General features: G+C 47.4%; 26 protein-coding genes and 1 tRNA gene. 20 read left to right on the top strand and 7 right to left on the bottom strand.

Features of this window, described 5'->3' with window-relative positions:
- Positions 1 to 398 precede the first annotated feature (398 nt).
- Positions 399 to 1,943: a methionine--tRNA ligase gene (metG, locus tag SIB41_RS05050; protein ID WP_413361400.1), complete on the top strand. Its 1,545-nt coding sequence runs from the start codon at positions 399 to 401 to the stop codon at positions 1,941 to 1,943.
- The gene (gene lptC / locus SIB41_RS05045) at positions 1,943 to 3,127 is read left to right on the top strand and encodes an LPS export ABC transporter periplasmic protein LptC (protein ID WP_413360949.1); all 1,185 of its coding nucleotides are present in this window, start codon (positions 1,943 to 1,945) and stop codon (positions 3,125 to 3,127) included. The genes metG and lptC overlap by 1 nt, the downstream gene beginning before the upstream one ends.
- Here the strand turns inward: lptC and SIB41_RS05040 are convergent.
- Positions 3,099 to 3,722 (bottom strand): cofactor assembly of complex C subunit B, encoded by a 624-nt coding sequence (locus SIB41_RS05040; RefSeq protein WP_063421659.1) that lies wholly within the window; start codon positions 3,720 to 3,722, stop codon positions 3,099 to 3,101. The genes lptC and SIB41_RS05040 overlap by 29 nt on opposite strands.
- Before the next feature lie 68 nt (positions 3,723 to 3,790).
- Here SIB41_RS05040 and SIB41_RS05035 point away from each other — a divergent pair, with 68 nt between their 5' ends.
- From SIB41_RS05035 to SIB41_RS05000, 8 genes are all read left to right on the top strand, one after another.
- Positions 3,791 to 4,198, top strand: coding sequence for a tellurite resistance TerB family protein (locus SIB41_RS05035; RefSeq protein WP_413360947.1), 408 nt, complete (start codon positions 3,791 to 3,793; stop codon positions 4,196 to 4,198).
- A gap of 33 nt (positions 4,199 to 4,231) precedes the next feature.
- Positions 4,232 to 4,915 carry a photosystem II repair protein Psb32 gene (gene psb32, locus SIB41_RS05030; protein ID WP_063406898.1) on the top strand — a complete coding sequence of 228 codons (684 nt, stop codon included), beginning with the start codon at positions 4,232 to 4,234 and terminating at the stop codon, positions 4,913 to 4,915.
- A gap of 10 nt (positions 4,916 to 4,925) precedes the next feature.
- Positions 4,926 to 6,074: a proton extrusion protein PcxA gene (pxcA, locus tag SIB41_RS05025; protein WP_413360945.1), complete on the top strand. Its 1,149-nt coding sequence runs from the start codon at positions 4,926 to 4,928 to the stop codon at positions 6,072 to 6,074.
- Positions 6,061 to 6,621, top strand: a complete 561-nt coding sequence (gene cobU, locus SIB41_RS05020; RefSeq protein WP_413360943.1) for a bifunctional adenosylcobinamide kinase/adenosylcobinamide-phosphate guanylyltransferase — start codon at positions 6,061 to 6,063, stop codon at positions 6,619 to 6,621. The genes pxcA and cobU overlap by 14 nt, the downstream gene beginning before the upstream one ends.
- Positions 6,618 to 7,118: a tRNA (cytidine(34)-2'-O)-methyltransferase gene (locus SIB41_RS05015; RefSeq protein WP_413360941.1), complete on the top strand. Its 501-nt coding sequence runs from the start codon at positions 6,618 to 6,620 to the stop codon at positions 7,116 to 7,118. The genes cobU and SIB41_RS05015 overlap by 4 nt, the downstream gene beginning before the upstream one ends.
- 119 nt (positions 7,119 to 7,237) lie before the next feature.
- Positions 7,238 to 8,245: a M23 family metallopeptidase gene (locus SIB41_RS05010; protein WP_413360939.1), complete on the top strand. Its 1,008-nt coding sequence runs from the start codon at positions 7,238 to 7,240 to the stop codon at positions 8,243 to 8,245.
- A 37-nt stretch (positions 8,246 to 8,282) separates the two neighbouring features.
- Positions 8,283 to 8,356 (top strand) — tRNA-Met (locus SIB41_RS05005).
- 712 nt (positions 8,357 to 9,068) lie between these two features.
- Complete coding sequence (locus SIB41_RS05000) at positions 9,069 to 10,142, top strand: peptidoglycan DD-metalloendopeptidase family protein (RefSeq protein WP_413361398.1); 1,074 nt, start codon at positions 9,069 to 9,071, stop codon at positions 10,140 to 10,142.
- 352 nt (positions 10,143 to 10,494) lie between these two features.
- On the opposite strand, the gene SIB41_RS04995 is transcribed toward SIB41_RS05000, so the two are convergent.
- The gene (locus tag SIB41_RS04995; protein ID WP_413360937.1) at positions 10,495 to 10,788 is read right to left on the bottom strand and encodes a hypothetical protein; all 294 of its coding nucleotides are present in this window, start codon (positions 10,786 to 10,788) and stop codon (positions 10,495 to 10,497) included.
- A gap of 171 nt (positions 10,789 to 10,959) precedes the next feature.
- Here SIB41_RS04995 and SIB41_RS04990 point away from each other — a divergent pair, with 171 nt between their 5' ends.
- Entirely contained in the window at positions 10,960 to 11,562 is a 603-nt protein-coding gene (locus SIB41_RS04990) for a peroxiredoxin (protein WP_413360935.1), read from the top strand.
- A 22-nt stretch (positions 11,563 to 11,584) separates the two neighbouring features.
- On the opposite strand, the gene SIB41_RS04985 is transcribed toward SIB41_RS04990, so the two are convergent.
- Both SIB41_RS04985 and ftsH read right to left on the bottom strand, forming a co-directional pair.
- Positions 11,585 to 14,437 carry a UPF0182 family protein gene (locus tag SIB41_RS04985; protein WP_413361396.1) on the bottom strand — a complete coding sequence of 951 codons (2,853 nt, stop codon included), beginning with the start codon at positions 14,435 to 14,437 and terminating at the stop codon, positions 11,585 to 11,587.
- A gap of 32 nt (positions 14,438 to 14,469) precedes the next feature.
- Complete coding sequence (gene ftsH, locus SIB41_RS04980; protein WP_413360933.1) at positions 14,470 to 16,329, bottom strand: ATP-dependent zinc metalloprotease FtsH; 1,860 nt, start codon at positions 16,327 to 16,329, stop codon at positions 14,470 to 14,472.
- Positions 16,330 to 16,415: 86 nt separating this feature from the next.
- Between ftsH and rpmF the strand changes: the two genes are divergently transcribed.
- The gene (gene rpmF, locus SIB41_RS04975) at positions 16,416 to 16,592 is read left to right on the top strand and encodes a 50S ribosomal protein L32 (RefSeq protein ID WP_063420239.1); all 177 of its coding nucleotides are present in this window, start codon (positions 16,416 to 16,418) and stop codon (positions 16,590 to 16,592) included.
- Here rpmF and SIB41_RS04970 read toward each other — a convergent pair.
- Genes SIB41_RS04970 through SIB41_RS04960 form a run of 3 tightly spaced genes read right to left on the bottom strand, consistent with a single transcriptional unit; the run spans position 16,556 to position 18,667 of the window.
- On the bottom strand, positions 16,556 to 17,587 hold the full coding sequence (locus SIB41_RS04970; protein ID WP_413360932.1) for a kinase: 1,032 nt from the start codon (positions 17,585 to 17,587) through the stop codon (positions 16,556 to 16,558). The genes rpmF and SIB41_RS04970 overlap by 37 nt on opposite strands.
- Positions 17,577 to 17,912 (bottom strand): DUF565 domain-containing protein, encoded by a 336-nt coding sequence (locus SIB41_RS04965; protein WP_011130137.1) that lies wholly within the window; start codon positions 17,910 to 17,912, stop codon positions 17,577 to 17,579. Before SIB41_RS04965 ends, SIB41_RS04970 begins: the two co-directional genes overlap by 11 nt.
- Positions 17,909 to 18,667: an HAD-IA family hydrolase gene (locus tag SIB41_RS04960; RefSeq protein ID WP_413360930.1), complete on the bottom strand. Its 759-nt coding sequence runs from the start codon at positions 18,665 to 18,667 to the stop codon at positions 17,909 to 17,911. Before SIB41_RS04960 ends, SIB41_RS04965 begins: the two co-directional genes overlap by 4 nt.
- A gap of 69 nt (positions 18,668 to 18,736) precedes the next feature.
- Between SIB41_RS04960 and recJ the strand changes: the two genes are divergently transcribed.
- The 8 genes from recJ to SIB41_RS04920 all read left to right on the top strand — a co-directional run bounded on the left by recJ (position 18,737) and on the right by SIB41_RS04920 (position 26,891).
- The gene (gene recJ, locus SIB41_RS04955) at positions 18,737 to 20,635 is read left to right on the top strand and encodes a single-stranded-DNA-specific exonuclease RecJ (protein ID WP_413360928.1); all 1,899 of its coding nucleotides are present in this window, start codon (positions 18,737 to 18,739) and stop codon (positions 20,633 to 20,635) included.
- Positions 20,632 to 21,999: a chloride channel protein gene (locus SIB41_RS04950; RefSeq protein ID WP_413360926.1), complete on the top strand. Its 1,368-nt coding sequence runs from the start codon at positions 20,632 to 20,634 to the stop codon at positions 21,997 to 21,999. The genes recJ and SIB41_RS04950 overlap by 4 nt, the downstream gene beginning before the upstream one ends.
- Before the next feature lie 194 nt (positions 22,000 to 22,193).
- A complete protein-coding gene (locus tag SIB41_RS04945) occupies positions 22,194 to 22,568 on the top strand; it encodes a YkgJ family cysteine cluster protein (RefSeq protein ID WP_413360923.1) in 375 nt (124 codons plus the stop codon).
- 52 nt (positions 22,569 to 22,620) lie between these two features.
- Complete coding sequence (locus tag SIB41_RS04940; protein WP_011130142.1) at positions 22,621 to 22,920, top strand: TMEM165/GDT1 family protein; 300 nt, start codon at positions 22,621 to 22,623, stop codon at positions 22,918 to 22,920.
- 8 nt (positions 22,921 to 22,928) lie between these two features.
- Entirely contained in the window at positions 22,929 to 23,237 is a 309-nt protein-coding gene (locus tag SIB41_RS04935) for a TMEM165/GDT1 family protein (protein WP_063395925.1), read from the top strand.
- A gap of 118 nt (positions 23,238 to 23,355) precedes the next feature.
- Positions 23,356 to 25,749, top strand: coding sequence for an RNB domain-containing ribonuclease (locus tag SIB41_RS04930; RefSeq protein WP_413360921.1), 2,394 nt, complete (start codon positions 23,356 to 23,358; stop codon positions 25,747 to 25,749).
- A 3-nt stretch (positions 25,750 to 25,752) separates the two neighbouring features.
- Entirely contained in the window at positions 25,753 to 26,361 is a 609-nt protein-coding gene (locus tag SIB41_RS04925; RefSeq protein WP_413360918.1) for a flavin prenyltransferase UbiX, read from the top strand.
- Positions 26,358 to 26,891: a hypothetical protein gene (locus tag SIB41_RS04920; protein WP_413360916.1), complete on the top strand. Its 534-nt coding sequence runs from the start codon at positions 26,358 to 26,360 to the stop codon at positions 26,889 to 26,891. The genes SIB41_RS04925 and SIB41_RS04920 overlap by 4 nt, the downstream gene beginning before the upstream one ends.
- Positions 26,892 to 26,936 lie beyond the last annotated feature (45 nt).

Raw genomic sequence — 26,936 nt, 5'->3', positions numbered from 1 at the left:
TCTGAATATCAAGCGCTGCTGCCAAAACCTTAACCATAGTCAGTTCTTCTGTTCTGATATGGCCATATCTACCATTGGCTCCCACAATCGTTGTACGCAGAATCTCTGCGGAATGAATCGGTGCTGCCGCAAAGTGCTTGAGGAGTTTTTTGTATCGTGTGCTGCTTGAGAATCCCAGGCAAGGGGTTCCTCCGGCTGCATCTCAGCTAGGTTTTCAGCAAGTCGTTGAGGCTTGAGGAGGGCAAAATTTCCGTCGGCTTGCTCTAGCTGCAGATAAACACAACGCTAGGGAGGCGTGGCTTGGTCTCAGAGATGACGGCAGCCGATCAATAAGCTGAAATGAGTTGTTCTGGTTAGGATCCGGCCGCTCTGCGCAGCAGCAGAAACTCCCCACAATGATGACCTATACCATTACGACCCCTCTTTACTACGTCAATGACAAGCCCCATCTAGGCAGCCTTTACACGACCATGGCCAGTGATGCACTGGCTCGTTTCCAGAGACTAGAAGGTAAGCAGGTGATGTTTGTTACAGGTGTCGATGAACACGGCCAGAAAATTCAACGCACAGCAGAAGTTAATAACATCAGCCCCCAACAACATTGTGATCAGATCACAAGCAGTTATCAAAATCTATGGTCTCGCTGGGATATTTCAAATGATCGCTTTATTCGTACAACCAGCCACCGCCATCAGTTACTGGTCGAGGCTTTTTTTCAACGTGTCGAGACCTCCGGCGATGTGTATCTTGGTCGGCAGCAGGGTTGGTATTGCGTCGATTGTGAAGAATACAAGGACGAACCTCCGCAAGCCCAGTCACCCTCCTGCCCTATTCATCAGAAGCCTCTTGAATGGAGGGATGAGGAGAACCTTTTTTTCAGACTTTCTCGTTTCCAATCACAAATCGAAGATCTCATTTCACAGCCAGATTTCATCGGGCCAGTCAGTCGCCGGAATGAAATACAGAATTTTGTAGCTCAGGGTCTTAGAGATTTTTCAATTTCAAGAGTTGATGTTGATTGGGGCTTACCAGTACCTGGTTATCCAAAACACACCTTTTATGTCTGGTTTGATGCGCTTGTAGGCTATTTGAGTGCTCTTTTAGATGATGGTGGCCAGGTTCGAATAGAACGTCTTGAAGAGTGTGGGTGGCCTGCATCAGTACATTTAATTGGCAAGGATATCCTCCGTTTTCATGCAGTCTACTGGCCCGCAATGCTGATATCAGCTGGCTTACCCTTGCCAAAACAAGTTTTTGGCCACGGCTTTCTCACTCGTGAAGGTCAAAAGATGGGTAAATCACTAGGGAATGTACTTGATCCAGAGAAACTGCTTGAAGAGTGTGGTGAAGATGCTGTTCGATGGTATTTATTGCGTGACATCCAGTTCGGTCATGATGGTGATTTTCAACAGAAAAGATTTATTGATTTAGTCAATAACGACTTAGCAAATACAATCGGAAATCTGCTGAACCGAACTTCGACTATGGCAAGAAAATGGTTTGAAGGATCTGTACCTTCACATTGCAATGAAATAGATTATGCTCATCCCTTAGTGACCACTGCTGAAACAACTATTACCATCGTACGTCAATCAATGCCATCCATGGCTTTTCATGATGCAGCTGAGGCGATCCTTAAATTGGCTATTGCGGCCAACGTCTACCTCAATGAAACTTCTCCTTGGAGTCGAATGAAGACGCCTGGTAATGAAGCCGAAGTTGCTGATGATCTTTACTCAGTTTTGGAGGCATGCCGACTTGTAGGACTATTAATTAATCCTCTTCTACCTTCTCTAAGCGAACGCTTGCTCAACCAATTGGGACTAAGTATTGATGGCAACGATTGGTCTAAAGGTTTAGCTTGGGGACAATTGCAAAGTGGAGCTTTATTGCCACCACCTCAACCCGTAATGCAAAGACTAGAACTCTCTTCTTCCCTCTAATGCGATTCAACCTTCTACCATTACGTCATCTTGGCAGTCTGCTGCTGATCTTAACGATGGTGGGATGTCAGGAGTCCCCATCACCACAGAAGAAATCATCAGTTCCTTTCGTATTTAAATCTCTAGAGCTTCGCCACAAGCAAGCTGATGGATCACGAGACTGGGACCTAAACAGCCCCTTAGCTCGCTATGAATTAGGTAGCAGAGTTGTAAGGGCTCGCAACCCAGAGGGTGTTCTTTACAAAGAAAACAAACCATCATTTGAAGTTAGTGCTCAGGCCGCCACAGTTTTAAAAGATGGTGAGACAGTGCTGCTTGAAGGAAATGTAAAGGTTCAGCAGCTTAAAGGAGAAAAAGTGTTGATCACTGGTGATCGTTTGCGTTGGACACCTAATGAATCGAAGATGGTGATTGAGCAACGACCCCAAGCTCTTGATAATCTTTCAAGAATTAGTGCCAAGACATTATTGTTTCAACAGCTAACCCAAGAAATAGAATTTAAAGGGCCAACAAAATTTGAACGTTGGAAAAAACAACGCAATGACAATCATGAACCCTCCATTGTGATCCGCGGACGCAATGGCCGTTGGAATTTAGACAGCGGCAAGCTTAATGCTATGGGGCCAATCCTTGGCCACCGAATTGTAAATAAAAGGGATATTCCACAGCAACTTACAGCCACAAGCTTGCAAGGAAACACGAAAAAAGGTTACCTCGATCTAATCACACCTGTTACGCTTACGATTCCAGAACAAAAAGCAAGTTTACTTGCACAGACAACGCGTTGGAAATTCAATAGCGAAAAGATTGAAAGCAATCAACCATTCACCGCAACTCAGGAAAGATCAACCTATCGCGGAAACAGTTTCAAAGTTGATCTTGCCCGTACAGAAGTAGAAATTCCTCAGAAGTGTGAACTTAGTCAACCTGGCGAACAACTCAAGGCTGAAAAATGTATTTGGAATTGGAGCACGGAGGAGGTTCAGGCAATTGGCGATGTAATCTTAAAGCGAGAAGCAAATAATCATATTACTCGAAGTGATAAACTAGAAGGACGAATTGGAGAAGAGGGAACAGTGTCTTTCTCGTCATCTGATTCTAAAGTGAGATCTCAACTAACAATTGAAGGAGGCAAAGGAAAATCGATCTTTTCCTCTAAGTCCTCTCCTCCAATTCAGTTCTAAGACGTTGCGACCATCCAATCAACCAGAGTTCATCTGAACGACTAAAACATCGCTCGGAACATCCCCCCAGAACAACCCAACCATTAGATGCTAATGGATAGACCATAACAGCAGGCAAGTTCTCAACAATTGGATTAAATTCGATTCTCCCAGGAAACAATGATGTGTTAACTAATGAAATCAATTCGCCTCGATCTCTAGCCTGTCGACAGATTTCACCTGGAACGAATTTACCATTACCACTTATTCCTCGACGTAAAAGAACCTGATTATTCCAATACACTAGGATCACTGCCGCTGGGGTTGCTGTAAGTAATAAATGACTTCCCCAGGCAAGTTCTTTTTGTAATCCATCGTTCAATCCATCTACTAATTCGAATCTCTGATTTCCCTCAAGGATCTGCTTACTGGGAGCCATCGGGCTCGCTTGTGTCCATAACACTGCCATAAGCATCAACCCCACGGCGGCAACGCCAGCCAGGACCTCAGCACGCTGAAAGCTCGGCGTAACAAGGTCCACTGTCAAAGCATTAAATACTGCCAAAGACAGGGTCAACAGCCCAGCAATCAGGGAAATAAGCGCAACTGGTCGCATCGAACGAAACAAAAGCGATGTCAGATGCACGCACTCTTGCTCAAATGGGTTGTGTTGTTCCAGCTTTCATGACCGACGCTGAAGCCTTTGCAGCAGTGGCCCTCGCTGCCGTTTCTTGTGACGGGGTTCTCGGTCGCGACGAAGCCCATGCCCTTCGTCGCCTACTCGAATTCAGATACCCCTATCGGGAGAGCTCGGAAGCCGCTATGGGCGAGCTTTTTAATCAACTCCTAAGCCTGTTGCGCCAGGAGGGTGTAGATGGACTGATTAGCAAAGCCTTACCTGCCCTGTCTTTGCCTCAACAGGAAAGTGCCTTGGCAGTTGCCGCCCAACTAGTCCATTCTGATCGCGAGGTCTCAAAGGAGGAAGCTGCTTTCCTGGAGGATCTAGCTTGCAAACTTGACTTACCTTCTGATCGAGCAAGGATTGTGATTCAAGCAATTTCTGCTCTGAATCGAGACAGCTTGCTCAGCTGACGTCAGACTGCAATATGAGCTGTTGTTGAACCGATGCCTGTGCTGAGATCAAGCCGCTTTCTCGGTGTTCTGATCAGCATCCTCCTGGGTCTGATTCTCCTTGTACCAGGAGCCTTTGCCATAACAACAGAAGATTTTCCTGTTGCAAGGCCTGAAGGCCATGTTGTGGATTCTGCTGATGTCCTCAGCAGAGTGTCTCGTTCTCAGATTGAAGGACGTCTTGTTGAGCTCGGAAACGAAAGACTTGATGCTCGCTTGATTACACTTCGTAAACTTGATTATGGTGTTTCCCTTTCCAACTTCGGTAGTTCGCTGATCGATCGATGGTCCACAAACGCTGGTGAAAAAGAGCTGCCCCTGCTAGTGATGTTGATAGATGCACAAACCAAGCAAACTGTTGTCTTGGCGGATACAAGTTTAAGAAGCATATTACCGGACGCCCTTTTGCAGAGCACTGGCCGTACGACAATGAATAAGCCAGTGGTGGGAGGCGAGCGCTACCAGCAAGCATCCTTTGATGCAATTGCTCGCTTACAAGTTGTATTGGATGGAGGGGAGGACCCAGGACCTCCTATCGAAACGTTTAGTGCAATTAAGGAAACCAATATCCCATCACAAGAACAAACACAAAGCAGTAATGCAACACTAGTTGTCGTTGTCTTGATGGTTGTAGGCACCATCGTTCCGATGGCCACTTGGTGGGTGTTCTCTCGCTGACTCAATCACCATGACGCTTAGGGACTGGATGAGAACATTTGGGGAAGCTCGATCGATAGACATCAATAATGACCTTGAACATGGTTACGAAGCAGCACTTCTGATCCAGACACTTGAGCTTGAATACTACGGCGATCGGCCTATAAGACCCAACCTGCAACTTTCTGTTCCTCGATCATTACAGTCAACCATATTGCGCAAATTTCATACTGCCGTAAATATCTGTCGTTTAACGTTTGAGGCTATTAAACCTAATGTCAGCCAACTTGACAGTCAGGAATATCGAAAATTTCAGTTAATTGAGACGATTGTTAATCGCTATGCCCCGAAGCGTTCTTCAAGATCAACATCTATAAGCAGGGCACCCGACCCTCTTCCCAGATCACTTCTTGGTTTAGTTGATAAGGTGCGACGACAGCTTGATCCAACATCCGAGGCGACATTGGTTGCAGGTTTTCGCCGCCGTCGCGATTCCACTCTGATCTCACTAAAGATCATCTTGCTGCTAATTCTGGTGCCGTTACTGGTGCAACAGATCAGCCGAACTTATCTCATCACCCCGGCGATTGACTACTTAGCCCTAGAGCTGCCATTTCTGAGTTATCCCAAACCCCAACTTGAAGAACAAGCTGTTGAAAAACTTAGAGTATTTAAGGCAGAGATAGAGTTTGATGCCCTACTCAAAGGTGATTCAATCCCAAGTCAAGACGAACTACAGAAGGCTCTGGCAATAAAAGCTATTCAACTTAAGGATGAAGCTGATAAAGAAAGCACACATGCAATAAAAAATGTCCTAGCGGATCTCGCAGCACTGATTGCTTTTGCTTTTGTTTGTATAATTAATCGGGAAGAGTTGAGAGTTCTCCGAGGGTTCCTAGACGAAGCAATTTACGGCTTAAGTGACTCTGCAAAGGCATTCGCAATCATTCTTTTTACAGATATGTTTGTAGGCTTCCATAGTCCCGAAGGATGGCAGGTATTATTGCAGGGAATTGCAAATCATTTTGGATTTCCAGCTCGAGAAAATTTTATACTTTTATTCATTGCCACCTTCCCTGTGATACTTGCAACCATCTTTAAGTACTGGATTTTCCGTTATCTCAATCGCGTCTCTCCATCTTCTGTTGCAACCCTACGCGGAATGAATGGTAGTGGCTAACACTATTCCTATACTTAGTGGACTTACCCTAGTTTCAGGCCCAAGCAGAGGTGGAAAGAGTCGATGGGCTGAACACTTGGTCAAACAATTCAAGTATGTAACTTATATCGCCACCTCGCCGACAAGAGCTAGTGACCAGAATTGGGAGCAAAGGCTTGAAAAACATCGTAATCGTCGACCAAAGCACTGGTCAGTAATTGAATCTGGCCCAGACCTTAAAAAGGCAATCATTCAAATGCCAAGATCAGATGTTGTTTTAATTGAAGCCTTGGGTGGTTTTGTTGCATGGCATCTCGACCAACCTTCGAGCAAATGGAGAGCCCTGAAGAACGATCTCCTGCAAACGATTAAACAACATGATGCATCCATCGTGATTGTCATTGAGGAAACTGGCTGGGGTGTTGTACCCAGTACATCCAATGGAGGTCTATTTAGAGATCGTCTTGGGAAGCTATCTCAGGAACTGGAACCGTTGGCATCAAACAGCTGGCTTGTCATACAGGGTCGAGCATTGAATCTCAAACATCTTGGTATTGCGGTGCCATGAACGATCCAAATAAACGCTCACCATTACGCGTAGCTCTATACGAGCCACGTATTCCACCAAATACAGGAAATATCGCCAGGACCTGTGCAGCCTTCCGCATTCCACTAGCTCTGATTGAACCTCTTGGGTTCAGCCTTGATGATCGCTATCTACGTAGAGCAGGACTTGATTACTGGCCTCACGTCGATTTATCAGTTCATTCTGACCTGGATACATTTCGCAGGTGGCTGCCATTGAATCATCGACTGATCGGTTGCAGCAGATTTGGAGGAATCCCCCTCCGTTCGATGCGTTTCCAAACCGGAGATGTTTTGCTTTTCGGCCGTGAGGACATCGGTCTTCCTAGCAAGATCCGTCAGCAGTGTGATCAGATCACGACAATTCCCATGCCTGGAGCAGCAAGTGAACAGGGGCAGGGCGGAGTAAGGAGCCTAAACCTGTCTGTGGCTTGCGCCATCGTGAGCTTTGAGGCTGGCTGGCAACTGGGGCTGTGGTGAGTAAACCGAACCAAGCTTGCTTCTGCGACCCCTTGCCTAATCGAGGGGAGATCAGCTAACTTCTCCCGGACTCCGGCCAAGTTCGGCTTGATAGGGGTTTTGAACATCGACTTTATTGAATGAAGCCCCTGTTGTTGCTTATCTCTTCCTTTGCAGCACCAGTGCTTGCTTTAGGAAACCTTGGGTCCTTACCTGGCTATGCAGATAGTGCTGTAGGGGAGAAGGTCAAGGTCTCAAGCACAACCTCACAGCAAATGATATGGATCAAAGTTGCACTGCCTATAACCATAGAGGAACTTGCAGGCAAGCTCGGACTTAAAGCGACTGAACTGTCAAAACTCAATAAAAATTCATCAGATACAGAACTGAACAAAGGCCGTTGGCTTGTTTTACCAAGATCTGTTCATGGCCGCTTGGGTCGAATCAGTTACCTGGATTCAGATGAGGTACTGCTGCATGACCCTAGTAAAAGGCTCGACAACTCAAATAAAAAAACCAATCGCTTGAATAGACTACTTGATGAAACTAAGAATAAAAATTCGTTTTACTCGTTCAATGATCTAAATACGAATAAAAATCAAGTACAGATCCAAACAAAAATAACTAGCAACAACATCCTTAAAAAGGAGTGTTCACTTGAGTCTCCATGCAACTGCCCCACCTGCTTAGATGTTGAATCACCAGTGAACCCAGCAGATCTATACACCAGAGGTAATGATATGCTTCATCTAGGAAGCATTGATTCTGATTCATACATATGGCCTACTAAAGGTGTGTTCACATCTGGTTTCGGATGGAGGTGGGGGAGAATGCATCAAGGCATTGATATCGCCAATAAAGTTGGCACTCCCGTTTTTGCAGCAAAAGACGGAATCGTCACCTATGCCGGATGGAAAGGGGCCTACGGTTACCTCGTAGAAATTGCACATGGTGGTGGCTCCACAACCCGCTATGCCCATAACAATAAGATTTTGGTGCACACCGGTCAGTTCATACCGCAAGGAGCAACGATCTCTAAGATGGGCAGCACTGGTCGCAGCACTGGTCCACATCTCCATTTTGAGATCAGAAAGAAGGGTGGCTTAGCAATGAATCCAGTCACGTTGCTTCCATCGAATAATGTCTGACCAGAGAAGGTCCATCGTTTATTGTTGTTAACGACAAGGCTCGGTAGCTCAGCTGGTTAGAGCGTGGGATTCATAACCCCAAGGTCGGGAGTTCAAGTCTCCCCCGAGCCATTTTATCTTCTCAAATAGTCAACCTTCTGCTAATTTATTTATTGTGTTGATTTTTGTGTTATTTAATCTAAATAACAAGTATAGCTTGAGACGAAATCTCAATCTCAATCTCAATGATTTCATATAACAAAAATGTAAACGGCTGACGAATAGGACTTATACCTTGTTCAAAGAAACCAATGAGCCTTCATCACACAACAAATCAAATAAGACCAAATAATAAACGGAATTTCATTCCACAAGGCCTAAGCGGAAATCAAGGGTAATTAGAAATTGAATACAGGTAAATGTCGGCAAGATCATCGAAAATATCGAGATCGAACTGACGTCGAGTGAAAAAAGATATCAACCTCCGGAGAGAGATGATTAGCCAGGCATGAGGCTCATGTCCATTGTGTCAGCCTCTACAAGAGATTCAGAAGCACCCTCACCTTAAATGAAACATCAAGGGCTTTATCCTGACAAGGGGAAGCAGGCCAAATCAACCACGACTGCCTGTGAGTATAAACTCCTATAAAGCATTGATTAGCTCCAGGGGTTAACCGCGTTTCGCTCAGTTTTGCCCTTGCGGGAAATTGTCTAGCTTCCCTATGAGATCAAATCATCAATAGCCAATCAAGCACCCCTTGCGGATCTCTAATTCAGACGTTAATTTTCGCGCGAACTCCTCAAGGCTGAATGTCTAAGGGGTGCATCACGTTGATTGGCCACCATGAACTCGCTGCCGTTGCTGATCTCAACCATCGCCGCGCCAGTACTTGCACTGGGGACACTCAACCACCTGCCTGGTGAAGCCAGCAAATATCATCATCCCTCCTCCCATCCATTACCACCACCTGTTCTCCCTCAGCCTGATGGACAGATATGGGTCAAAATCAACAAACCAGCAACGATTAAATTCATTGCTCGTCAGCTTGGCATCTCCTTATCTGAGATTTCAAAAATCAATGATCAGCCATCAGGAAACAGCCTAAAGCCTGGCAGTTGGATTGTCTTACCTGTATCAGCCAAATCTCGCCTGAAGCGGTCTCAGAATCTAGACATAGCATCAGTGAGCCCCAACCCACCGCCAGTGACCGCCCCCGCTCCACCTTCAAGCGTGGTCAAAATACAAAGCGGAGACTCGATTGCATCAATTGCCAAGCAGCATGGACAAACACATCAGAGGATTCTACAGCTAAATCCAGGTCTTGAATTCAATCAACTCAAAGTGGGTGGGAATATTCGAGTTGCCAAGGCAAAACGTCCTCAGAAAAGGACATTAACTACAAGTCTTGGCAGTAACAACCTTGAATCCCTATCTCTAATCAGTAATGGAGTTGGATGGATAGATCTAGGTGACACGAACTCTTATATTTGGCCGACAAAGGGTGTAATCACGTCAGGGTATGGCTGGCGTTGGGGAAGAATGCATCAAGGTATTGATATCGCGAATAAGGTCAATACACCTATCCTTTCGGCCAAAGGCGGCATTGTTTCCTATGCGGGCTGGAAAGGAGCTTACGGATATCTTGTAGAAATAGCACATGTAAACGGAGATTCAACTCTTTATGCTCACAACAATCGACTACTTGTTAAAAAGGGGCAGATCTTACCCCAAGGAGTCACAATCGCTACAATGGGGAGCACAGGACGTAGCACCGGTCCTCACCTACACTTTGAGATAAGGAAGAAGAGTGGAACAGCAATCAATCCAGCAACACTCCTACCCTCCAAAATAGTAACGATAGCGCCCAATCTTCACTATTGCTATCATCACAAATCCTTCCACGAACATCATGCATGATTAGATATATAATGCTTTAATCAGAGCGCTTATCCTATCTTCATCAGGAAAATATAGGGAAACTAACACTTACAAGTCTCTATTGTTAATCTGTATTCAAGCAGCAGATAAGTGCACATAATACTGATCAGACAGTGAAAGATATTTCGTAGGATTATTTTCCGACTTTAACAACTATACCTGTTCTCATTATTCGATCACCATAAGGGGACGATCCAGATTCTAGCTCAAACCATAATCATAATTGACATGATCCGAGGACGGCAATTGCTTTTTCAATAAGGTTATCATGAATGAATCAATTTATATTGGCATTTGTCTCAGTCAATTTAAATAGTTTATAGTCAAAACTCTAACGCATTTCAATTGCATTAAGTCTTTGTCGAAATGAACTCTGGTTCTCCTTAGCTTCTACAACCTGTGTTTTATCGCTTTGGGAGACCTCAGGCGTGTAGGGGCGCCTATTGCCTCGGTGGCTCCCAGATCGAATCGGCATCGCCTGAAGGGTTAGCTTTCTAGTGTTGGGATCGCGAATTAGTGGTTGGAGCTTAAGTTCAGCCCTAAGCTGATTGAGAAGTCGAAAATGGCCTGTGTTACTGAACTTACGTAGTAAGGCATGGTCCCAGGCTGTTGTTTGTTTGAGCATGTAAGAAGTTTAGATGATTCCCGTTTCAGCCATATTGATTACGCTTAGCGCTAGCGATCAAAACAGGCATGGCATGATAAATTTGAGTAGCCAACTAGAAGTCATACCGACTTCATTTTAGCTCTGATTAAGCACATCTCTTGCAGAGCCATCAACTCTTAACTCTCCATCATGACGACCAACGAATGCCTACGGGTGGGTCAGCAGGCCCCAGACTTCAACGCTACAGCTGTTGTTGATCAAGAGTTTAAGGAAATAAGCCTTTCCCAGTACAGGGGGAAGTATGTGGTTTTATTCTTTTATCCTCTAGATTTCACTTTTGTATGCCCAACCGAAATTACAGCATTTAGTGATCGTTACACTGATTTCTCAAGCCGAAATACAGAGGTATTAGGTGTTTCAGTTGATAGTCAGTTCAGCCATCTTGCATGGATCCAGACATCACGTAAGGAAGGAGGTCTTGGTGACATCAACTATCCACTGATAGCTGATCTCAAGAAAGAGATTTCGACATCCTATAACGTTTTAGATGATGATGCTGGAGTAGCCCTACGTGGTTTGTTTATCATTGACCCAGATGGAGTCATAATGCATTCAACAATTAACAACTTACCAGTAGGAAGGAACGTGGATGAGACATTGCGTGTGCTGCAGGCCTTTCAGTATGTACAGTCACATCCAGATGAGGTATGCCCAGCTAATTGGACACCAGGAGAGAAAACAATGAAACCTGACCCAGTTGGAAGTAAGGAGTTCTTCGCCTCAATAAACTAATCATTAATCTATCAATACATCATTAATTTGATTGATCTGCTGCCATAATCGGTGGCAGATCATTTCTATTTAAATACACTGCTTTTTTGCTTGATCCGTCAACCAAGGCCCTTAGACCTTCGCCGAGATCATCAGCCATGGCAATCCTTTTGCCATCACTAACCACAACCCTGGTAAGTGTTGGTAAACCACCTTGACGTGCCCTTAGGTAAACTGGTTCTACATAAAGAAGTGCCTTGCCTAGGGGTACAACAAGAAGGTTCCCTTGTACAACTTCAGATCCAGCACGATCCCAAAGACCAAACTGTTGACTGATCTGTGGGTCCTGATTGATAAGGGCCTGAATCTGTTCAGGACCGAAGATTGGCGTTTGACTTGGGAAACGTAGCAAGACTAATTTTCCATAATGCTCACCATCACTGCGAGCAGCGAGCCACGCAGAAAGATTGGGACGCGCCAATGGTGTTAGTGGTTGTAATAATAGAAATTCTGAACTTTCTTGAGTACCTAATTGTGCAGTGATGTGATAGGGATCAACAGGAACCTGCCGCCTACCATAGAGTTCCTTTGGAACCTGCCAAACATCATCACCGCTATAGAATATACGAGGATCAGTAACGTGGTATCTAAGTAATTGCTGTACCTGTACATTAAACAAATCTGTAGGCACCTTGAGATGCTCTCGCAAGCTTGAAGGCATCTCCTCAAGAGGTTTGAAAAGATCTGGAAACAATCGCCTCCAACCCAATATTATCGGATCCCGCGGTTCACTCACATACAAGTGAACACGACCACTGTATGCATCGACAATAGCTTTGACTGAGTTACGTAAATATCGCAGCGGGCGACCATCTGGTAGGTTTGCTGCGTATGGGTATGTGCGTGAGCTTGTATAAGCTTCAACAATCCAGTATTGGTTTTGCTTAGCTTCATAATCAAGATATTTAGAATCAACTGAAGTAGAAACCAGATATGGGTCACCAATGACTTCAAGGAATGGCGCTATTGCCCTCACTCTTTGTCTTACTTCGCGCCTAATAAGAAGTTTGGAATTAATCGTTAGCGACCCTGTATTAAGAAGACGAGGTTCAAAAAGGTACATAGCTGCTGCTAGTTGTTGCCAGGGATGCCCCACCGGCACACCTCCTGATCCCAAATAGTGGTTGTAGATATTCTTATCACCTACTGGATAATCCAGTTCTTTTAGTTTGCTCGGAGCAAGAGCATAAGGAGAGGGTAGCATTCCAAAATAGAGAGCTGCTCTCCCAATAGGGACAGCCTCTTTGACCTCATCACGAGTAATGCCTAGCTCAGAACTACCTTCAAGACGTGTTGAGGTTCCTAGATCACTGATGAAATAGTCAGGTAGACCATCGGGTGCTCTTGTATTGACTGGACTGAGAGTAAAGCCATATCCATGCGTGAATACAAAATGACGATTCAACCAAGTACGTGAACGCTTTGGAAGTGCAGCCTGATCAAGTTCGCGTGCTGTGATCATGACCTGTTGACGGTTCGCTACGTCAGGCACAAAGCGATAACGATCGACTGCTGCATTTGAAAAGCGATAGTAAACCCTCAATTGCTGTAATTGACGATTGGTTGCCAATAGAGGCTGACTGTCCCATAGACGAATATTCCTTAGTGTGCTAGCACCTTGTTCAAGATCAAGTTGAGTTAACTGAGGTTGAGGATTAATAAGTGTGGTTGTTATCGAGTCAAGCTGAAATGCTTTCCTTGTGGCTTTAATTGCTCGAATGATGTAAGGGGTTTCTAGTTTCAGTTCTCTAGGTTTTACGACCATCCACTGGACAAACGGAGCTAAAATTATTTCGAGAAGAATTGCTCCTACGCCAATAATTGAAGCAATTAATCTCAACAGACTCCTTTGTTGTATCCATGGAAATGGAATTACCAGAAATGCGAAAACCAAAATGGCCAAGCTTGCCAAACTTCGTAGAGGAAGTATCAGATGAGCATCCAACCAACCAGCTCCGGCCACCGTACCGTTCTGCGTCCACAGAAGTTCATGACGTGATAACCATAAAAGTGCTGAAAGTGTTAAAAGTATGATGCCGATTAGTGGCCTTAAAAAATTGCACTGTCTAGGAGATAAACCTTTGAAAACCAAATCCGAAAGCGATTCAGGCTGGGCTAACTTCATCCATATAGTCGTACATGTTGTTAAGATTAGCTGGGCCAACAGAACAACCAAAGCAAAGGCTAGTGCTGGAAATTGGCCGAGCCCAAAACTTACATCTCCACCCAGTAGTGGTTCTTTAATACCTGTAGGAGGTATGGCAAGGGCGAGTGCCCATAGCCCCCAGCCTCTAGCAATCGAGATACTGAAGCAAAAACAACCCATTAAATGAGCAATCCTTCCCCCTCGGGCATTGCCAAGCATCACGCAAATTGAGATGAATACACAGGACAGCGGAATCACCAGCGCCCAAATGTCTTCAAAAGGTTCACTCCACCAATGCCCAAGGTCAAATGGCTTGAAACAAGCTAACCACGCCAATCGACTGAGTAATACAAGATCACCGACCACCACCACGAAGCAGCCAAGTAGCCCCAAGCCATAACGCCATCCATGCAGGGAAAGGGATGACTCTCCCAAGTTGCTTGCACCTTCGAGTTTGATCCAGTTGCGCTGCCAAAGCTGACAAGTCGCGACAACCAGAAGGGCGAGGACAAGTCCTCCCAGTTGCCAGAGCCAACGGCGGAGAAGCATCCCTTGCCAATCAAATTGACCAAACCACAACCATTCGACTTGGACCCGCATCAAGAACCAGAAAGCTGCAATAGAGACCAAGAGCCAAAGCCATTGGCTCTTGCACCATTGCAAGGGTCGGGCGAAACCAGCCAAGCCCATCGACTCAATCAACACAGGCTAAGTCGTTCTAGTTACACGCCCACTGGCTGTGACTGATCAACAGTCAATCCAGCCAATTGCAGAAAACGATCAGTATGGAGAGTTTCCTCCTGCATCAGAGCATCAACCAACAGATCCATCACTTCCCTTCTGGGAGAAAGCAAGTTAATTGCCTGCTCTAAGGCTTCAACCGCTAACGCTCGTATCTGCTCGTCTATGACTTTGCCAGTCGATTCCGCGTAGCTCGGGCGTGTATGGATCAAATCACGTCCTAGGAAAACCTCTGAGCCCTCTGTCTCCAAAGCGATAGGACCAAGGCTCGAAAAGCCGAACCGCGTCACCATCTCTCGAGCCAGATGCGCAACGCTCTGCAAGTCGCCACTTGCACCCTGGGTGATTTCATCAAGTCCAAAAACAACCAACTCTGCTGCCCTGCCGCCAAGGGCAACCACAAGCCTTGCGAAGAGATATCCCTTTGTGACCAGGCCTGAATCAAGGATTTCCTCATCTGGCCAGAAACGAGTAAATCCGCCAACGCCTCCGCTACGAGGCAAAAGTGTGACCTTATCTATACGGTCGGCATGAGGGGTTAAAGCTGCAACCAAGGCATGTCCAATCTCGTGATAGGCAATCAACCTCTTTTTTGCACTGTCTTGTAGAGGTGCTGCAGAGAGTCCCATCGTGATCCTTTCAAGCGCCGCTTCAAGCTGTTCAGTGCCAATGAATGCTTTCTCCTGCCTTGCTGTGAGGATGGCAGCTTCGTTTAATAAGTTGGCAAGATCTGCCCCTGAGAAACCAGGCGTTCGACGTGCCCAATCCTGCAAACATACCTCCTCAGCAAGGGGTCGAGTTCGAGCATGAACAGCCAGGATTTCCTTACGACCCCGACGATCAGGAAGGGAAACTTCAATACGACGATCAAAGCGTCCAGGCCGCATCAGTGCCGCATCAAGCACATCTGGACGATTGGTAGCTGCAAGAAGAATGACGCCAGAATTATCTGCAAACCCATCCATTTCTGTCAGAAGTTGATTCAGAGTCTGTTCTCGTTCATCATTTCCACCACCGATGCCAGCCCCTCGCTGTCTCCCCACAGCATCAATTTCATCTATAAACACGATGCATGGGGCTTTCTCTTTAGCTTTGCGGAATAGGTCCCTTACTCGACTAGCACCCACGCCAACAAATAATTCCACAAATTCAGAGGCCGCCATAGAGAAAAAAGGCACGTCTGCCTCACCAGCAATTGCCTTGGCCAAGAGGGTTTTCCCTGTTCCAGGAGCACCCACTAGAAGAACACCCCTTGGGATCAGGGCGCCAAGCTTGATGAAACTCTCAGGTTGCCGCAAGAAAGTAACCACCTCTTGCAGCTCCTCTTTCGCTTCTTTAATCCCCGCTACATCATCAAAGCGAATAGGTAGATCCTCTTGCGGTTTCAACCGAGGTTGACTACGTCCAAATCCCATTGCTCTGTTTGCCACTTGAGCAGAACGACGAAAAAGAAACGTCAAGCCAACAACAACCATCAAGATCAATACAAGATTGCCGGCCATTCCTGCAAATGCCTGTTCCTGACGAATGTCCTTCACCGTCAGAGAGGTATCAGCAGCCTCGGAGACTCGTAGGATTTGTTGGTAATTATCGAAGATCGCCACCTTCTCCTGGTGTCCATCCTTGAAAACCACCACGACTTCTCGCCGAGCTGGTATCAACTCCAACGACTTAACCTTTTTCTCTTTGATCTGATTGAGCAGCTGGCTATAGCTGATTGTGGGTTTCTGCTTGAAGGGCGCAAAGGATACAGCTTCAGATGAATGCTGAGACTGATCTGCTTCCAGAGATGAACGCTTCAGAGATGGCGACCCCTGCAGTGCCGATGGACCTGAACTCACAGCAACGTTGCGGTGTCCAGAGCCTAGCTATTTGACGCAAGGCCTTACTAAAGGGGAGGATTATCGTTTGGCTGTTCCTGCCTGAGATGGCTGTACCGAAGAAAAAAACCTCCAAAGGCAAACGTAATCAGCGTCATGCCATCTGGAAAGGTAAAGCCGCCACAGCGGCTCAACGCGCTCTATCAATCGGCAAATCGGTTCTAAGTGGTCGAGCACAAGGATTTGTTTATCCAATGCAAGAGTCTGATGATGATGAGTCTTGATATCCCCTCTGACCGACCCACATCAACTGGCGTGCAGGCGTAAGGGTAGCGACGACATCAGCCTCTATCCCATCGAGACAAGTTAAGGGAATAGAGGCAAGGATCATGCGCACAAAACCCTCAAACGATTCTTGATCAAGGCAAACACCACGATTTCGTTGCATCAAGCTCTCCTGGTTAGCTTTCCAAATTCGTGTAGAGCTTGGGTCGATTGCTTTCAGGTGCCAGAGAGTATCTAAACGGTCCCATATCGGCACATAGCCGTTCAACGCCTCTTGGACAACAAGGCGATAATCATGCTCAAGCTTGTTCAGCGGTGGTACGAGCTGATCCGAAAATTGGCCTGCCTCTGCAAATTTGCAAGGCAAGCAACCAAGGATCCATCCTTCTATGACAAGTACCTTTGGATCAGAAAGGTGCCAGCCATCTCGATCACCTCGACCATGGCGGAGCGCTTTGTCGAACATCGGTGCTTTTAAGTGACCAGTTGACTGCCATGTATCCAGCACACTGGCCAACAAATCGAGATCATGGCTGCCTGGAAGCGCTCTAGGCACTCTCCAGGGATTACCGCTCATGCTTCGATCGAGCTCAGGGAATGGCCAATAAAAATCATCCAATGAAATCACCTTGATCGGCCAACCAAGTTCTCCAGCAGCGGCTTCGAGCCAACAACCAAGGCTCGTCTTTCCGCAACCCGGAAGGCCTGTTATACCAAGCAATGATCGATCGCTTTTGCCAAGACACCCTTCCACAAGTGTGAGTAACGGCAAACCAAGCCCCCAAATCCAATCGGTGCGGGTAGATGGGTGCCAGAAAGGCCTTTTTAGCGAGATGCCGCCTCGCTTTTGCCAATGGATAAGCCAAGCTTGTGGATCAGGCCAACCCAATTGAACGAGTAACTGTTCAAGAGGTTGAATTGGAAAGAGAATCTGGGGGTCGGCAGGGTCAGACCAAGGCGTTAAAAAATTATTTTGATGATGATCAAGAACCAAGCTTGAAGGCCTCGAGGACAACTGCATAAACAGCGCCAATCCTCAGGTTGTCCAAAGCCAACCAGTGCAACGGCCAAGGCTCAATCTCAACACGGCTGCGCAAGAAGACCAATAGCTCAATGATCAAAACCATCACAATGACAACAAGCGGTCTCATATCAATCTTCTGCAGGTAATAGACAGTGAGGTTGCTACCGAGATAAAAACCAAGCAACAAAGCGATCAGAGCAATGCTGCGCCGCCGCCATGATCCAAGCCAAGCTTGAGCAAAATGCCCCCACAGCTGACGCTGGAATCGTGCAAAGCGCGTGTTTTGTAGGCTCATGAAGGAGCCATATCGATGAGTCTTTGTAAGTACTCCAGCTTGACCTGCTCTTGAAGACAAGGGGGGCCTACGAGCACTTTGCAGGGCAACCCTTTGTCACCAAGATGGTCGAACACCGCATTGGCTTGTTGGAACTGTGATTTCAGCTCCTGATCCCATGGGGATGGGGTGAGCAGGCATGGCAGATTTGCAGCTCTAGCGGCAGCAAGTCCAGCTGCAGAATCTTCGATCACTATCACCTCATTCTTGTTGAAACCACTGGCGCAAAGTGCCTGCAGATAGCCCTCTGGATGTGGCTTGCCAAGGCAAACATCCTCAGCGGTGATGCATCCCTGGAATGGTGAATCACCATGAGGGAAATTCACCTCAAGCAAGGCGTTTACAGAGTCGCGACCGCTTGTGGTTACCACCCATTGCTCCACTCCATTCAGTTGGAGTTCCGTGAGAAGACGCCGCACACCCGGTCTCCAAGGGACGTATCCAGAACGTATTCTTTCGATGTAGTGGTGTTGTTTACGTCTACGCAACTGAGCCAAAAACTCTTCATTGAACTCTTCTCCCAGGCGCCCAGCATAGGTCTCAACACGTTGTCTCCCACCTGGTATTCGTAGAAGTTCAGCGTAGAGGTGGCGATCCCAAAACCAAGCAAGTTCCGCCTCGGCAAACGCTGCATTAAAGGCCACGCGATGGCCTTCCATTTCTGTGTCAGCAAGGGTGCCATCAACGTCCCAGAACACTGAACAAAGCTTGTTCATGTCTAGCGGCGATACAACTCCCTGACAGCTTGAAGCAACGCTAAAAATGCAAAAGGTTGCCTAGGACCATTGTCATCATCCGAACATCCCACCTGGAGCTGGCAGCTGCCGAGGCCCATCCCCTCTGATCCTCTGCCAGAAGTTCCTCTTCCTTTGCCTCTAAGGGCCGTGCTGGTTCGCAGAGGCGTGCTGGATTCCTCTACAGCTACAACGATCCTGGAACCACCCAAACCACCAGATCCTTGCGATCACTTTCCTGATCTAGCGAAGGCGATTGTGCGTCTGCAGGGAGCCTGTCAAATAGCAGAATCAGTCGCCATCTGTGGCGACTACGACGCCGATGGGATGACCAGCACAGCCTTGCTAATGGTGACGTTGAAGTGTCTTGGCGCTCAACCAATAGCTGCGATCCCGAACCGAAAAAGTGAAGGCTACGGTCTCAATCGCGACATGGTGACAAGGCTTCATGAACAGGGAACTCGACTGATTGTCACCGTCGACAACGGTGTAACAGCCCAAGAGGCACTGCAAGAGGCAGAAAACCTCTCTATGGAGGTGATCCTCACCGACCACCACACGCTCCCAGACTCACCTCTTAATGTGCTCTGCCTGCTCCATCCATCAGTAACACCTCAAGACTCACCCTACCGATGCCTGGCAGGCGTAGGTCTGGCATACCTGCTTGCTTCATCTCTTGCTGAAGCGATGGATTGCAAAGAAGCTATAGGGCCTGCAAGAGATTTATTCTGTATTGGAACAGTAGCGGATATGGCACCGCTCACTGGTGCAAATCGAGCCTTCTTGAGAGAAGGTCTGACCAATCTGCATCGAACCCGATGTAAAGGCCTTAGAGCTCTCCAACGGCTGGCTGGTTTAGAAGAACGTCCCCTTAAAGCCGAAGACATTGGCTTCCAGCTAGCCCCAAGGATCAATGCGGTAGGGCGTCTAGGTGATCCGCAGCTCGTGGTGAAACTTTTGACTGTCGATAACGAAGACGAGGCCATGACCCTTGCTCGTCAATGTGACCAACTCAACCGGCAGCGTAAGGATCTCTGTAATGCCATTGAGGCAGAAGCTATTGCCCTGGTTGAGGCCGAGGGTGCAACACCTCCACCATTTTTGATGCTTGCTCAGAATCATTGGCACCATGGCGTGATCGGAATCGTGGCAGCTCGTCTAATGGAAAGATATTTTCGCCCAACTGCATTACTTGCTGGTGAGGGAGACGGACGTCTACGTGCCTCTGTACGTGCACCATCTGGGTTCGCTGTGAATGATTCTCTCAAGGCCTGTGCTGTTCATCTTGATCGCTTTGGTGGCCATTCAGCAGCAGGTGGTTTTACGATTCGAGCTGAAAAAGTAGGAGCGCTGCATGAAGCATTAAATAAGCTGGCTAGCAATTGGCATGCAACTGTTGGTGGTGGGGTCTCTATTTCACCAGAAACACTTTTAAAGCTTCATGAGATCAACTTGGATCTATGGAATAGCCTTCAACAACTAGAGCCCTTTGGCATTGGTCACCCAGCTCCACTGTTCTGGGCACGGAATTGTCTTGTTGTTGACCAGCACAGAATGCGTGGTGGTCACCTGCAACTAATTTTGGCCCAAGGTGACTGCCAGAGAAGGGCAATTGCGTGGCGATGGATAAGCGAAGCCCAAGTTCCTGAACGGATTGACGTAGCATTTCGAATCAACATGAACCACTGGCAAGGGGAGGAACGCCTGCAGATGGAGGTTGTCGCCCTACGGGCATATTGCCCTGAAATCAACCTCCATCGCAAAGATAAAACCTATCGCTGCCTTATCGACAAAGAAGGTGAAATGGTACTAGTTAATCCTAAAGGTGAGGTTCTAAAAGCCATCTTGACAAGCAATGGAAAGCTTAAATGCACTGACAGTCGAGCTAGACATCCTTACATTAATAATCTGATCGAAGAGGGATTAATAGGTCTGGGACTTCGCCCATGAGTTTTGATCTACGACGGCTCGAACAATTAATCCCAGGAGTGATTGGAAGAAAACAATCTGAGATTATTCAGCTCTTTCAACATCTTTTATGTCTTTTGATTATTGGCCTTCTAATCGGCCTTGCATGCCTGCCACTCAACCTGATTGATGGAATTCAAAAGTCTCTATTTCAGCAGTTACCAGCAACAACAGGAAGTGCATGGCGGCCCATTGGTCTGACATTGGCACTTTTGCCGATAGGAGTGATGCCAATCCTCTTGTTACTGCAGCGGGGGCCATGGCGAGATGCAGCTGGCTCTGGGATACCCCAGACGATGAATGCTCTTGAAGATCACTCACAGCTAGCACCTGCTCTCGCTGCACCTAGAACGATTCAACGTGGCCTTCTCTGGACTATTGCAACGGTTGCCCTTTTCCCTCTTGGACGGGAAGGGCCAGTGGTGCATGTAGGAGCAGCTGTTGCACGTGCAATTCACAAACGTTTTAAGCGTTGGCTCCCTTCACTGAATGAGCGTCAGATTGTCGCTATTGGTGGCGGTGCCGGACTTGCAGGAGGCTTCAATACGCCTCTACTAGCACCAATATTCATGATTGAGGAACTCACAACTGAATATTCCCTCACTTTGATTTGGCCTGCTCTTGTGATTGGAATCTCCGCGGCATGGTTTAGCAGCGTTGGCGGAGAAACAATCTTCGGTCTTGGCATGATCAATGTAATGGCTCCAGAATCCGAGCAGCTCTTAATTGCTATTCCAATTGGGATTTTGGCTGGGCTTGTGGGGGGATTCTTTAATCGAGGCCTTGTCTGGTGCTCTTCATTTCTTGAACCATGGGTGCGTCAACGACCAGTCCGCACTGGGCTTTTGCTTGGAATATGCCTAAGCGCCTTGGCTCTAACCAGCTGGGGGACAAGCACAGGTGATGGAGAGGGACTTCTGCAATTGTTGATTCAAGAAGGCATGCCGAACCATTTCCCTGATGGTGGCTCTATTTCACAAGGAATAACGTCTATATGGATCACCTTGGTTCGCGTCTTGGCTCCGATGATTGCACTTTCACCTGGTGTACCTGGAGGCCTTATTGACCCTTCACTTGCGTTTGGAGGCCTCCTCGGTTACACGTTCTGTGGATTGGTTGGTTCAAGCACTCATCTCGGCCTAGCGCTTGGAATGGCTGCTGGTTTGGCTGGTGCCACACAGCTTCCCCTTGTCTCGATTGTGTTCGCCTGGAGACTAGTTGGCGATCAGCAACTTTTTGCAGGTGTGATTCTTTGTTCAGTGCTGGCCGCCTACATAGGACGGTTGGTGGCACGTAAGCCCGTCTATCACGCTCTTGCCGAACTTCAAAGACCTAATCGATTTTGATAGAAGCATAGAAATATAATTGCTGGACCGGCTAGGGCGACTGCGCCAAGTGGCCCAAAGATCTCGAGAATGCGGATGGCAGTGTCCATAGCGACTTAGAGATGATCCCTTTTGACTGGTAGAGAATACGAGATTGCCCTCACATAAAGTGTGACTGATTACCGACTCTGTGATGCCTTGTCACAGCATGAAGGATGAGCGATGCCTGGACGAAGTGGCAATGCATACAAAATTGCGGAGCCTGCTGCCGTCTAGATCCCACTGATCGAGGAGAAGCGATCGCAGTACTGAATGAAAGGCAGCAAGAGATTTATTTCGGGATGGTCAACCCCGACGGCTGGTGCAAGCATTACGACACTGGTGGACGTCGTTGTCGCATCTATAACTCCCGCCCTGATTTCTGCAGGGTTGGTTTACTGGCATCACTTTTCAATCTGCCGCAGGACAAATCAGAATCATTTGCAATCCACTGCTGCCGCCAGCAGATTCGATCTGTCTATGGCGGTAGAAGCCGAGAGCTACGAACCTTTGAACGTAGCCTGCGCCTGCCACTTCAAAAAGATGGTTAAGGCACCAACTTCTAAGGACACAATTGCAAAACCCGCTCCTGAGAACGGAGCAATGGGTTTCACAACGGTGTTGTTAACGACATTCACCACAGTCTTTTTGGCTGAACTTGGCGATAAAACCCAGCTAGCAACCCTATTGCTATCAGCTCAGTCAGGCCAACCATGGGTTGTGTTTCTCGGGGCTGCCCTAGCTCTCATCTCCTCCAGTTTGGTGGGCGTCTTGGTGGGTCGCTGGCTGGCTGGAATCCTGCCACCAGAACGCCTGCAAAAAATGGCCGGGGTGCTGATGGTGGGCTTGGGGTTATGGCTTGGACTACAAGCAACACAGTCTCTGCTAATCGCAAGCCAATAATTAAGTCTATGGATTTCACCCTGCTGTTATCGACATTCATCACAGTGTTCCTTGCCGAACTCGGTGACAAGACACAGCTGGCAACCGTAGCCATCAGTGGAACAACAAACAGACCTTTTGCTGTTTTTCTTGGTTCTGCAAGTGCTTTGGTCTTTGCAAGCCTGTTGGGGGCCATGGCCGGAGGATCGATGGCTGCTTTAATCCCTGAAAACCTTTTGCAATTGCTGGCTTCGTTAGGCTTTCTGATCATTGGCCTACGCCTTATGTTCTCAAACCTGAGTCTTTCTTCTGCAGAGGAGGAAGCCCCTGAGAAATAAATGCGATTAAATGTCTAGAATTAACTCACAGCCAATGTTGACTCTGCGCTGTCTTCGGATTCCTCTTTGGTGATGGCACCGCCGGTCATGAAGACTGGTCTTCTACCTTCCTATCTCAATGAAGTTCACGGTCGCTGACCTGCTTGACCAGTTACCCCCCACTGGGGGACTGGAGATCAAAAAACTCGAAAAAATTCTCAAGCTCACCACAAAGGCCGATCGCGACGGTCTTGAAACAGCCCTTCAGGCTCTCTTGAAGCTCGGCATTGTCAACAACGAAGAAGCCGGTGCAATAAAGCGTAGTGATGACGAGTCACTGATTGAAGCTCGTTTGCGCTGCAGCAGTAAAGGATTTTGCTTTGCCCTAAGAGATGATGGGGGAGACGATATCTATATTCGCGATCATCAGCTCAACCATGCCTGGAACGGAGATCGAGTACTAGTCCGCATCACAAGAGATGGGGGACGTCGAAGATCGCCAGAAGGTGGGGTGCAATGCATCCTCGAAAGGAACACCACCAGCTTGCTTGGTCATGTTGAACGCAAAGATCAAAATATCCTTGCAATACCTCTTGATGACCGCATCCTTGCAACGATCCAACTGCCAGATGGTGATCAAGCCCATCTAAATGATGGGGAGCAGACAAGCGTGGTGGAGGTGAAGCTTGATCGCTATCCCATTGCCCAGTTCCCCGCTGAAGGGCATGTAGCACGTTCACTTCCCTTGAATGGAGGCCCCTCAAGTGATCGTGATCTTCTTCTTACCAAAGCCAACCTTCAAGATCGACCTGCTCCACCTCGCAGCAGCCTAAAGACCCCAACGGCTAAACATCGGCAAGATCTGAGCTCGCAACCAGCGTTGCTACTGCGTAGCTGGCAGGTATCTGATGCGCCACCCCTACCAGCGGTGTATGTGGAGCCCCATGCAGGTGGCACACGTCTGTGGATTCATGCGCCTGCTGTAGCAGAACGGCTGAGTAGTGGGAACAACCTGGATCTCTGGCTAAGAGATCGAGCGGAAGCTCTCTGCCTTGGAGAAGTTTGGCATCCCCTACTCGGCCAAATTCTTTCAAAAGCCTGTTCATTTAAAGTTGGGGAAATCAACGATGCAGTAAGCGTTGCTCTCGACATCTCGGCAGATGGTGAGGTAACTAATTGGCATTTCAGCCTTAGTTCAATCAAGCCAGTAGCCGAAATCGGACCTAAGACCCTCACAGCTCTTAGCAACAGGAAACCAAAGGCAAGAACAGTCCCTGCTGCTTTGAAGTCCGTTAAGGATCACTTAGCCCAACTCGAGACATTGATTTTTTGTGCTCGTACATTGCAAATGGGAGAACAGGCCAGTGGCTCTATAGAGCTGGATCTGGCTGTTCCAGAACTTCAATGTCTTGGCGACCTCCGCTGGGCAGACCCTGTTTCATATCATCATCAATGGGCTCTTCCTCTTGATCAAACTGACCCCCAATCAGTTTTGAGCCCAATGATTAGAGCTGCTCATCGTGCCTGGGCGCAACATGCCCAGAACTTGCAACTCCCTGGCCTGGTGATTGAGGCTTCCGAAGCAGACAACAACACCTTGAACGACGTTGCTAAATCAGCATTAGCTCTTGATATTGCCTTGGAACTAGATGAAGAAGGTAGTCCTGCTGCCACAGAGCTTGCAAAAGCATTTTCGACAACAGCCTGTCGAAGAGTGCTAGATCAGCAACTACGCCATGCACTGCCAGAAACTGTGTTAAGACTGGGAATTCATGATAGTCAGAAAGAGAATGGAAACATTGAATCCGACTATGAAGTCACAAAGGCAAAGGAGTCGAACCTACAATCACCTTGGTGCTGTCCAACTATCCATTACACCGATCTTGTTAATCAAGGGATCATAGTGTCACTTTTAAGTAACGGTAAAGATCGTCCAAATGTCCGACAAAAGGAAAAAGTGATTCTGGGGTCCCGTGAATGCTGGCAACAAATCAAATGGCCACTATTCAGCACAAGCCAAGCAAAGAACCTAGAAGAAATCTGCAGTAAAAGCCTCGTGCATCGTCTCAACACACTGCGCCGTCAAGCTGAAGAGCTTCGACAAGACCTGATCGCTATGGTTCAGGCACGTATCGTGGAACCCCTTGTTGGGGAAGAGCATCAGGGGGTGATAAGCGGAGTGCAGAGTTATGGGTTCTTTGTGGAAATTCCACCTTCTATGGCAGAGGGCCTTGTCCACGTCAGCTCTTTAAATGACGATTGGTACGAATATCGTTCACGTCAAAACCGATTAGTGGGTCGGAAGAATCGCAAGATCTATCAACTTGGTGATCAAGTAAACGTGAAGGTTGTCAAAGTTGACGCCTTAAGGAACCAAATTGACCTCGAAGTTAATGGATCAGCAATAACTGTTGAAGCCAATATGAATGTTGATTCTGATCTAACCAATCAAGCAACAACAACAACAAAAAGTGAGGTTAAAGGCAAAATCACCAAGAATAATGAACAACTAGTCAGCTCAAGTGAGGCATAGTTTGTGGATCCCTATGTCCTTGCCGTTTCTGGAGCTTCAGCTCAACCTCTAGCTGAAAGATCGCTGCAGCTCTTGCTTGAAAACAACCGTGACGTCCATTTGATTTTCAGCCACGGGGCTCTTCAGGTGTGGAAAGCCGAAAGAGGAATTGAAGTTCCAGTGGATCCTTCTGATCAGGAGAAATTCTGGCGCGATCATCTACAAGTAAACAATGGCAATCTGACATGCCATCCCTGGAATGATCAATCTGCCTGCATCGCAAGCGGTAGTTTCCGCACGCGCGGGATGGCAATTGTGCCCTGCAGTATGGGCACAATTGGTCGAATTAATGCTGGTGTATCAATCGATCTAATCGAGCGTTGTGCAGACGTTCACCTCAAAGAGGGGCGGCCTCTGGTGATTGCGCCAAGGGACATGCCCTGGAGCATCATTCACCTTCGCAACCTCACATCACTTGCAGAAGCAGGAGCCAAAATTGCGCCACCAATTCCCGCCTGGTACACAAAACCAAACACAATTGAAGAGATGGTTGATTTTCTTGTTGTGAGATTGTTCGACCTCTTTGATGAAAGGCTCGCCCCCATTAACCGCTGGAATGGTCCTTCACAATGACAAGACTGCAAAAGTACTTACTTTTGCCTTGCCTGAGTCCTCTGCTGGCTGTGGTTGTAGTAGCAGGTTTCAATCTCAACCAACCTGTCAACCTACGGATATTGAATTGGCGATCTCCAACCTGGACACTAGGTGGGTGGATGGTCCTTGGCAGCAGCGCAGGGGCAATTTTCGCCCTAACCACAAGTCTCTCCTTACCACTAAGCAGAGACCCCTTTCATGATCATTTCCATCAAGGGGTAAGAGAGGCTTCGCCCAATACCAGCACCACGTGGCAACGAAACTGGCAGGTAGCCAACGATGAACCATCCCAATCAAGACCAAAGCATGATGAGAACCCAGAACGGGATTTAAGAGATCCATCTCCAACGGTGGCTGTGCCATTCCGTGTCGTACGAAGATCATCAGTAAGGCGGCAAACGCATACTGAGAAATCGCCCCAGCGTCCACCTGCCGAGAGCAACGTTCCACATAGATATTCATCAACAGAAAATGATTCTTGGGGAGATTCACTCAGTGAGGACTGGTAAACCAATAGCGCATCGAACTCAACGGATCGTTGAGTTCGTCGCCAA

Origin of the sequence: Prochlorococcus sp. MIT 1201 (assembly GCF_047303415.1) — a bacterium.
Classification (GTDB): Bacteria; Cyanobacteriota; Cyanobacteriia; order PCC-6307; family Cyanobiaceae; genus Prochlorococcus; species Prochlorococcus marinus_D.
The sequence above is the reverse complement of the archived record's forward strand: the minus strand, read 5'-3'. Positions and strand labels throughout refer to the sequence as shown.

Excerpts from the sequence above, each read along its gene's own strand:
- metG (WP_413361400.1), top strand. The coding sequence starts at position 399 with ATGACCTATACCATTACGACCCCTCTTTACTACGTCAATGACAAGCCC.
- lptC (WP_413360949.1), top strand. The coding sequence starts at position 1,943 with ATGCGATTCAACCTTCTACCATTACGTCATCTTGGCAGTCTGCTGCTG.
- SIB41_RS05040 (WP_063421659.1), bottom strand. The coding sequence starts at position 3,722 with ATGCGACCAGTTGCGCTTATTTCCCTGATTGCTGGGCTGTTGACCCTG.
- SIB41_RS05035 (WP_413360947.1), top strand. The coding sequence starts at position 3,791 with ATGACCGACGCTGAAGCCTTTGCAGCAGTGGCCCTCGCTGCCGTTTCT.
- psb32 (WP_063406898.1), top strand. The coding sequence starts at position 4,232 with ATGCCTGTGCTGAGATCAAGCCGCTTTCTCGGTGTTCTGATCAGCATC.
- pxcA (WP_413360945.1), top strand. The coding sequence starts at position 4,926 with ATGACGCTTAGGGACTGGATGAGAACATTTGGGGAAGCTCGATCGATA.
- cobU (WP_413360943.1), top strand. The coding sequence starts at position 6,061 with ATGGTAGTGGCTAACACTATTCCTATACTTAGTGGACTTACCCTAGTT.
- SIB41_RS05015 (WP_413360941.1), top strand. The coding sequence starts at position 6,618 with ATGAACGATCCAAATAAACGCTCACCATTACGCGTAGCTCTATACGAG.
- SIB41_RS05010 (WP_413360939.1), top strand. The coding sequence starts at position 7,238 with ATGAAGCCCCTGTTGTTGCTTATCTCTTCCTTTGCAGCACCAGTGCTT.
- SIB41_RS05000 (WP_413361398.1), top strand. The coding sequence starts at position 9,069 with ATGAACTCGCTGCCGTTGCTGATCTCAACCATCGCCGCGCCAGTACTT.
- SIB41_RS04995 (WP_413360937.1), bottom strand. The coding sequence starts at position 10,788 with ATGCTCAAACAAACAACAGCCTGGGACCATGCCTTACTACGTAAGTTC.
- SIB41_RS04990 (WP_413360935.1), top strand. The coding sequence starts at position 10,960 with ATGACGACCAACGAATGCCTACGGGTGGGTCAGCAGGCCCCAGACTTC.
- SIB41_RS04985 (WP_413361396.1), bottom strand. The coding sequence starts at position 14,437 with ATGGGCTTGGCTGGTTTCGCCCGACCCTTGCAATGGTGCAAGAGCCAA.
- rpmF (WP_063420239.1), top strand. The coding sequence starts at position 16,416 with ATGGCTGTACCGAAGAAAAAAACCTCCAAAGGCAAACGTAATCAGCGT.
- SIB41_RS04965 (WP_011130137.1), bottom strand. The coding sequence starts at position 17,912 with ATGAGCCTACAAAACACGCGCTTTGCACGATTCCAGCGTCAGCTGTGG.
- SIB41_RS04960 (WP_413360930.1), bottom strand. The coding sequence starts at position 18,667 with ATGAACAAGCTTTGTTCAGTGTTCTGGGACGTTGATGGCACCCTTGCT.
- SIB41_RS04950 (WP_413360926.1), top strand. The coding sequence starts at position 20,632 with ATGAGTTTTGATCTACGACGGCTCGAACAATTAATCCCAGGAGTGATT.
- SIB41_RS04945 (WP_413360923.1), top strand. The coding sequence starts at position 22,194 with ATGAGCGATGCCTGGACGAAGTGGCAATGCATACAAAATTGCGGAGCC.
- SIB41_RS04940 (WP_011130142.1), top strand. The coding sequence starts at position 22,621 with ATGGGTTTCACAACGGTGTTGTTAACGACATTCACCACAGTCTTTTTG.
- SIB41_RS04935 (WP_063395925.1), top strand. The coding sequence starts at position 22,929 with ATGGATTTCACCCTGCTGTTATCGACATTCATCACAGTGTTCCTTGCC.
- SIB41_RS04930 (WP_413360921.1), top strand. The coding sequence starts at position 23,356 with ATGAAGTTCACGGTCGCTGACCTGCTTGACCAGTTACCCCCCACTGGG.
- SIB41_RS04920 (WP_413360916.1), top strand. The coding sequence starts at position 26,358 with ATGACAAGACTGCAAAAGTACTTACTTTTGCCTTGCCTGAGTCCTCTG.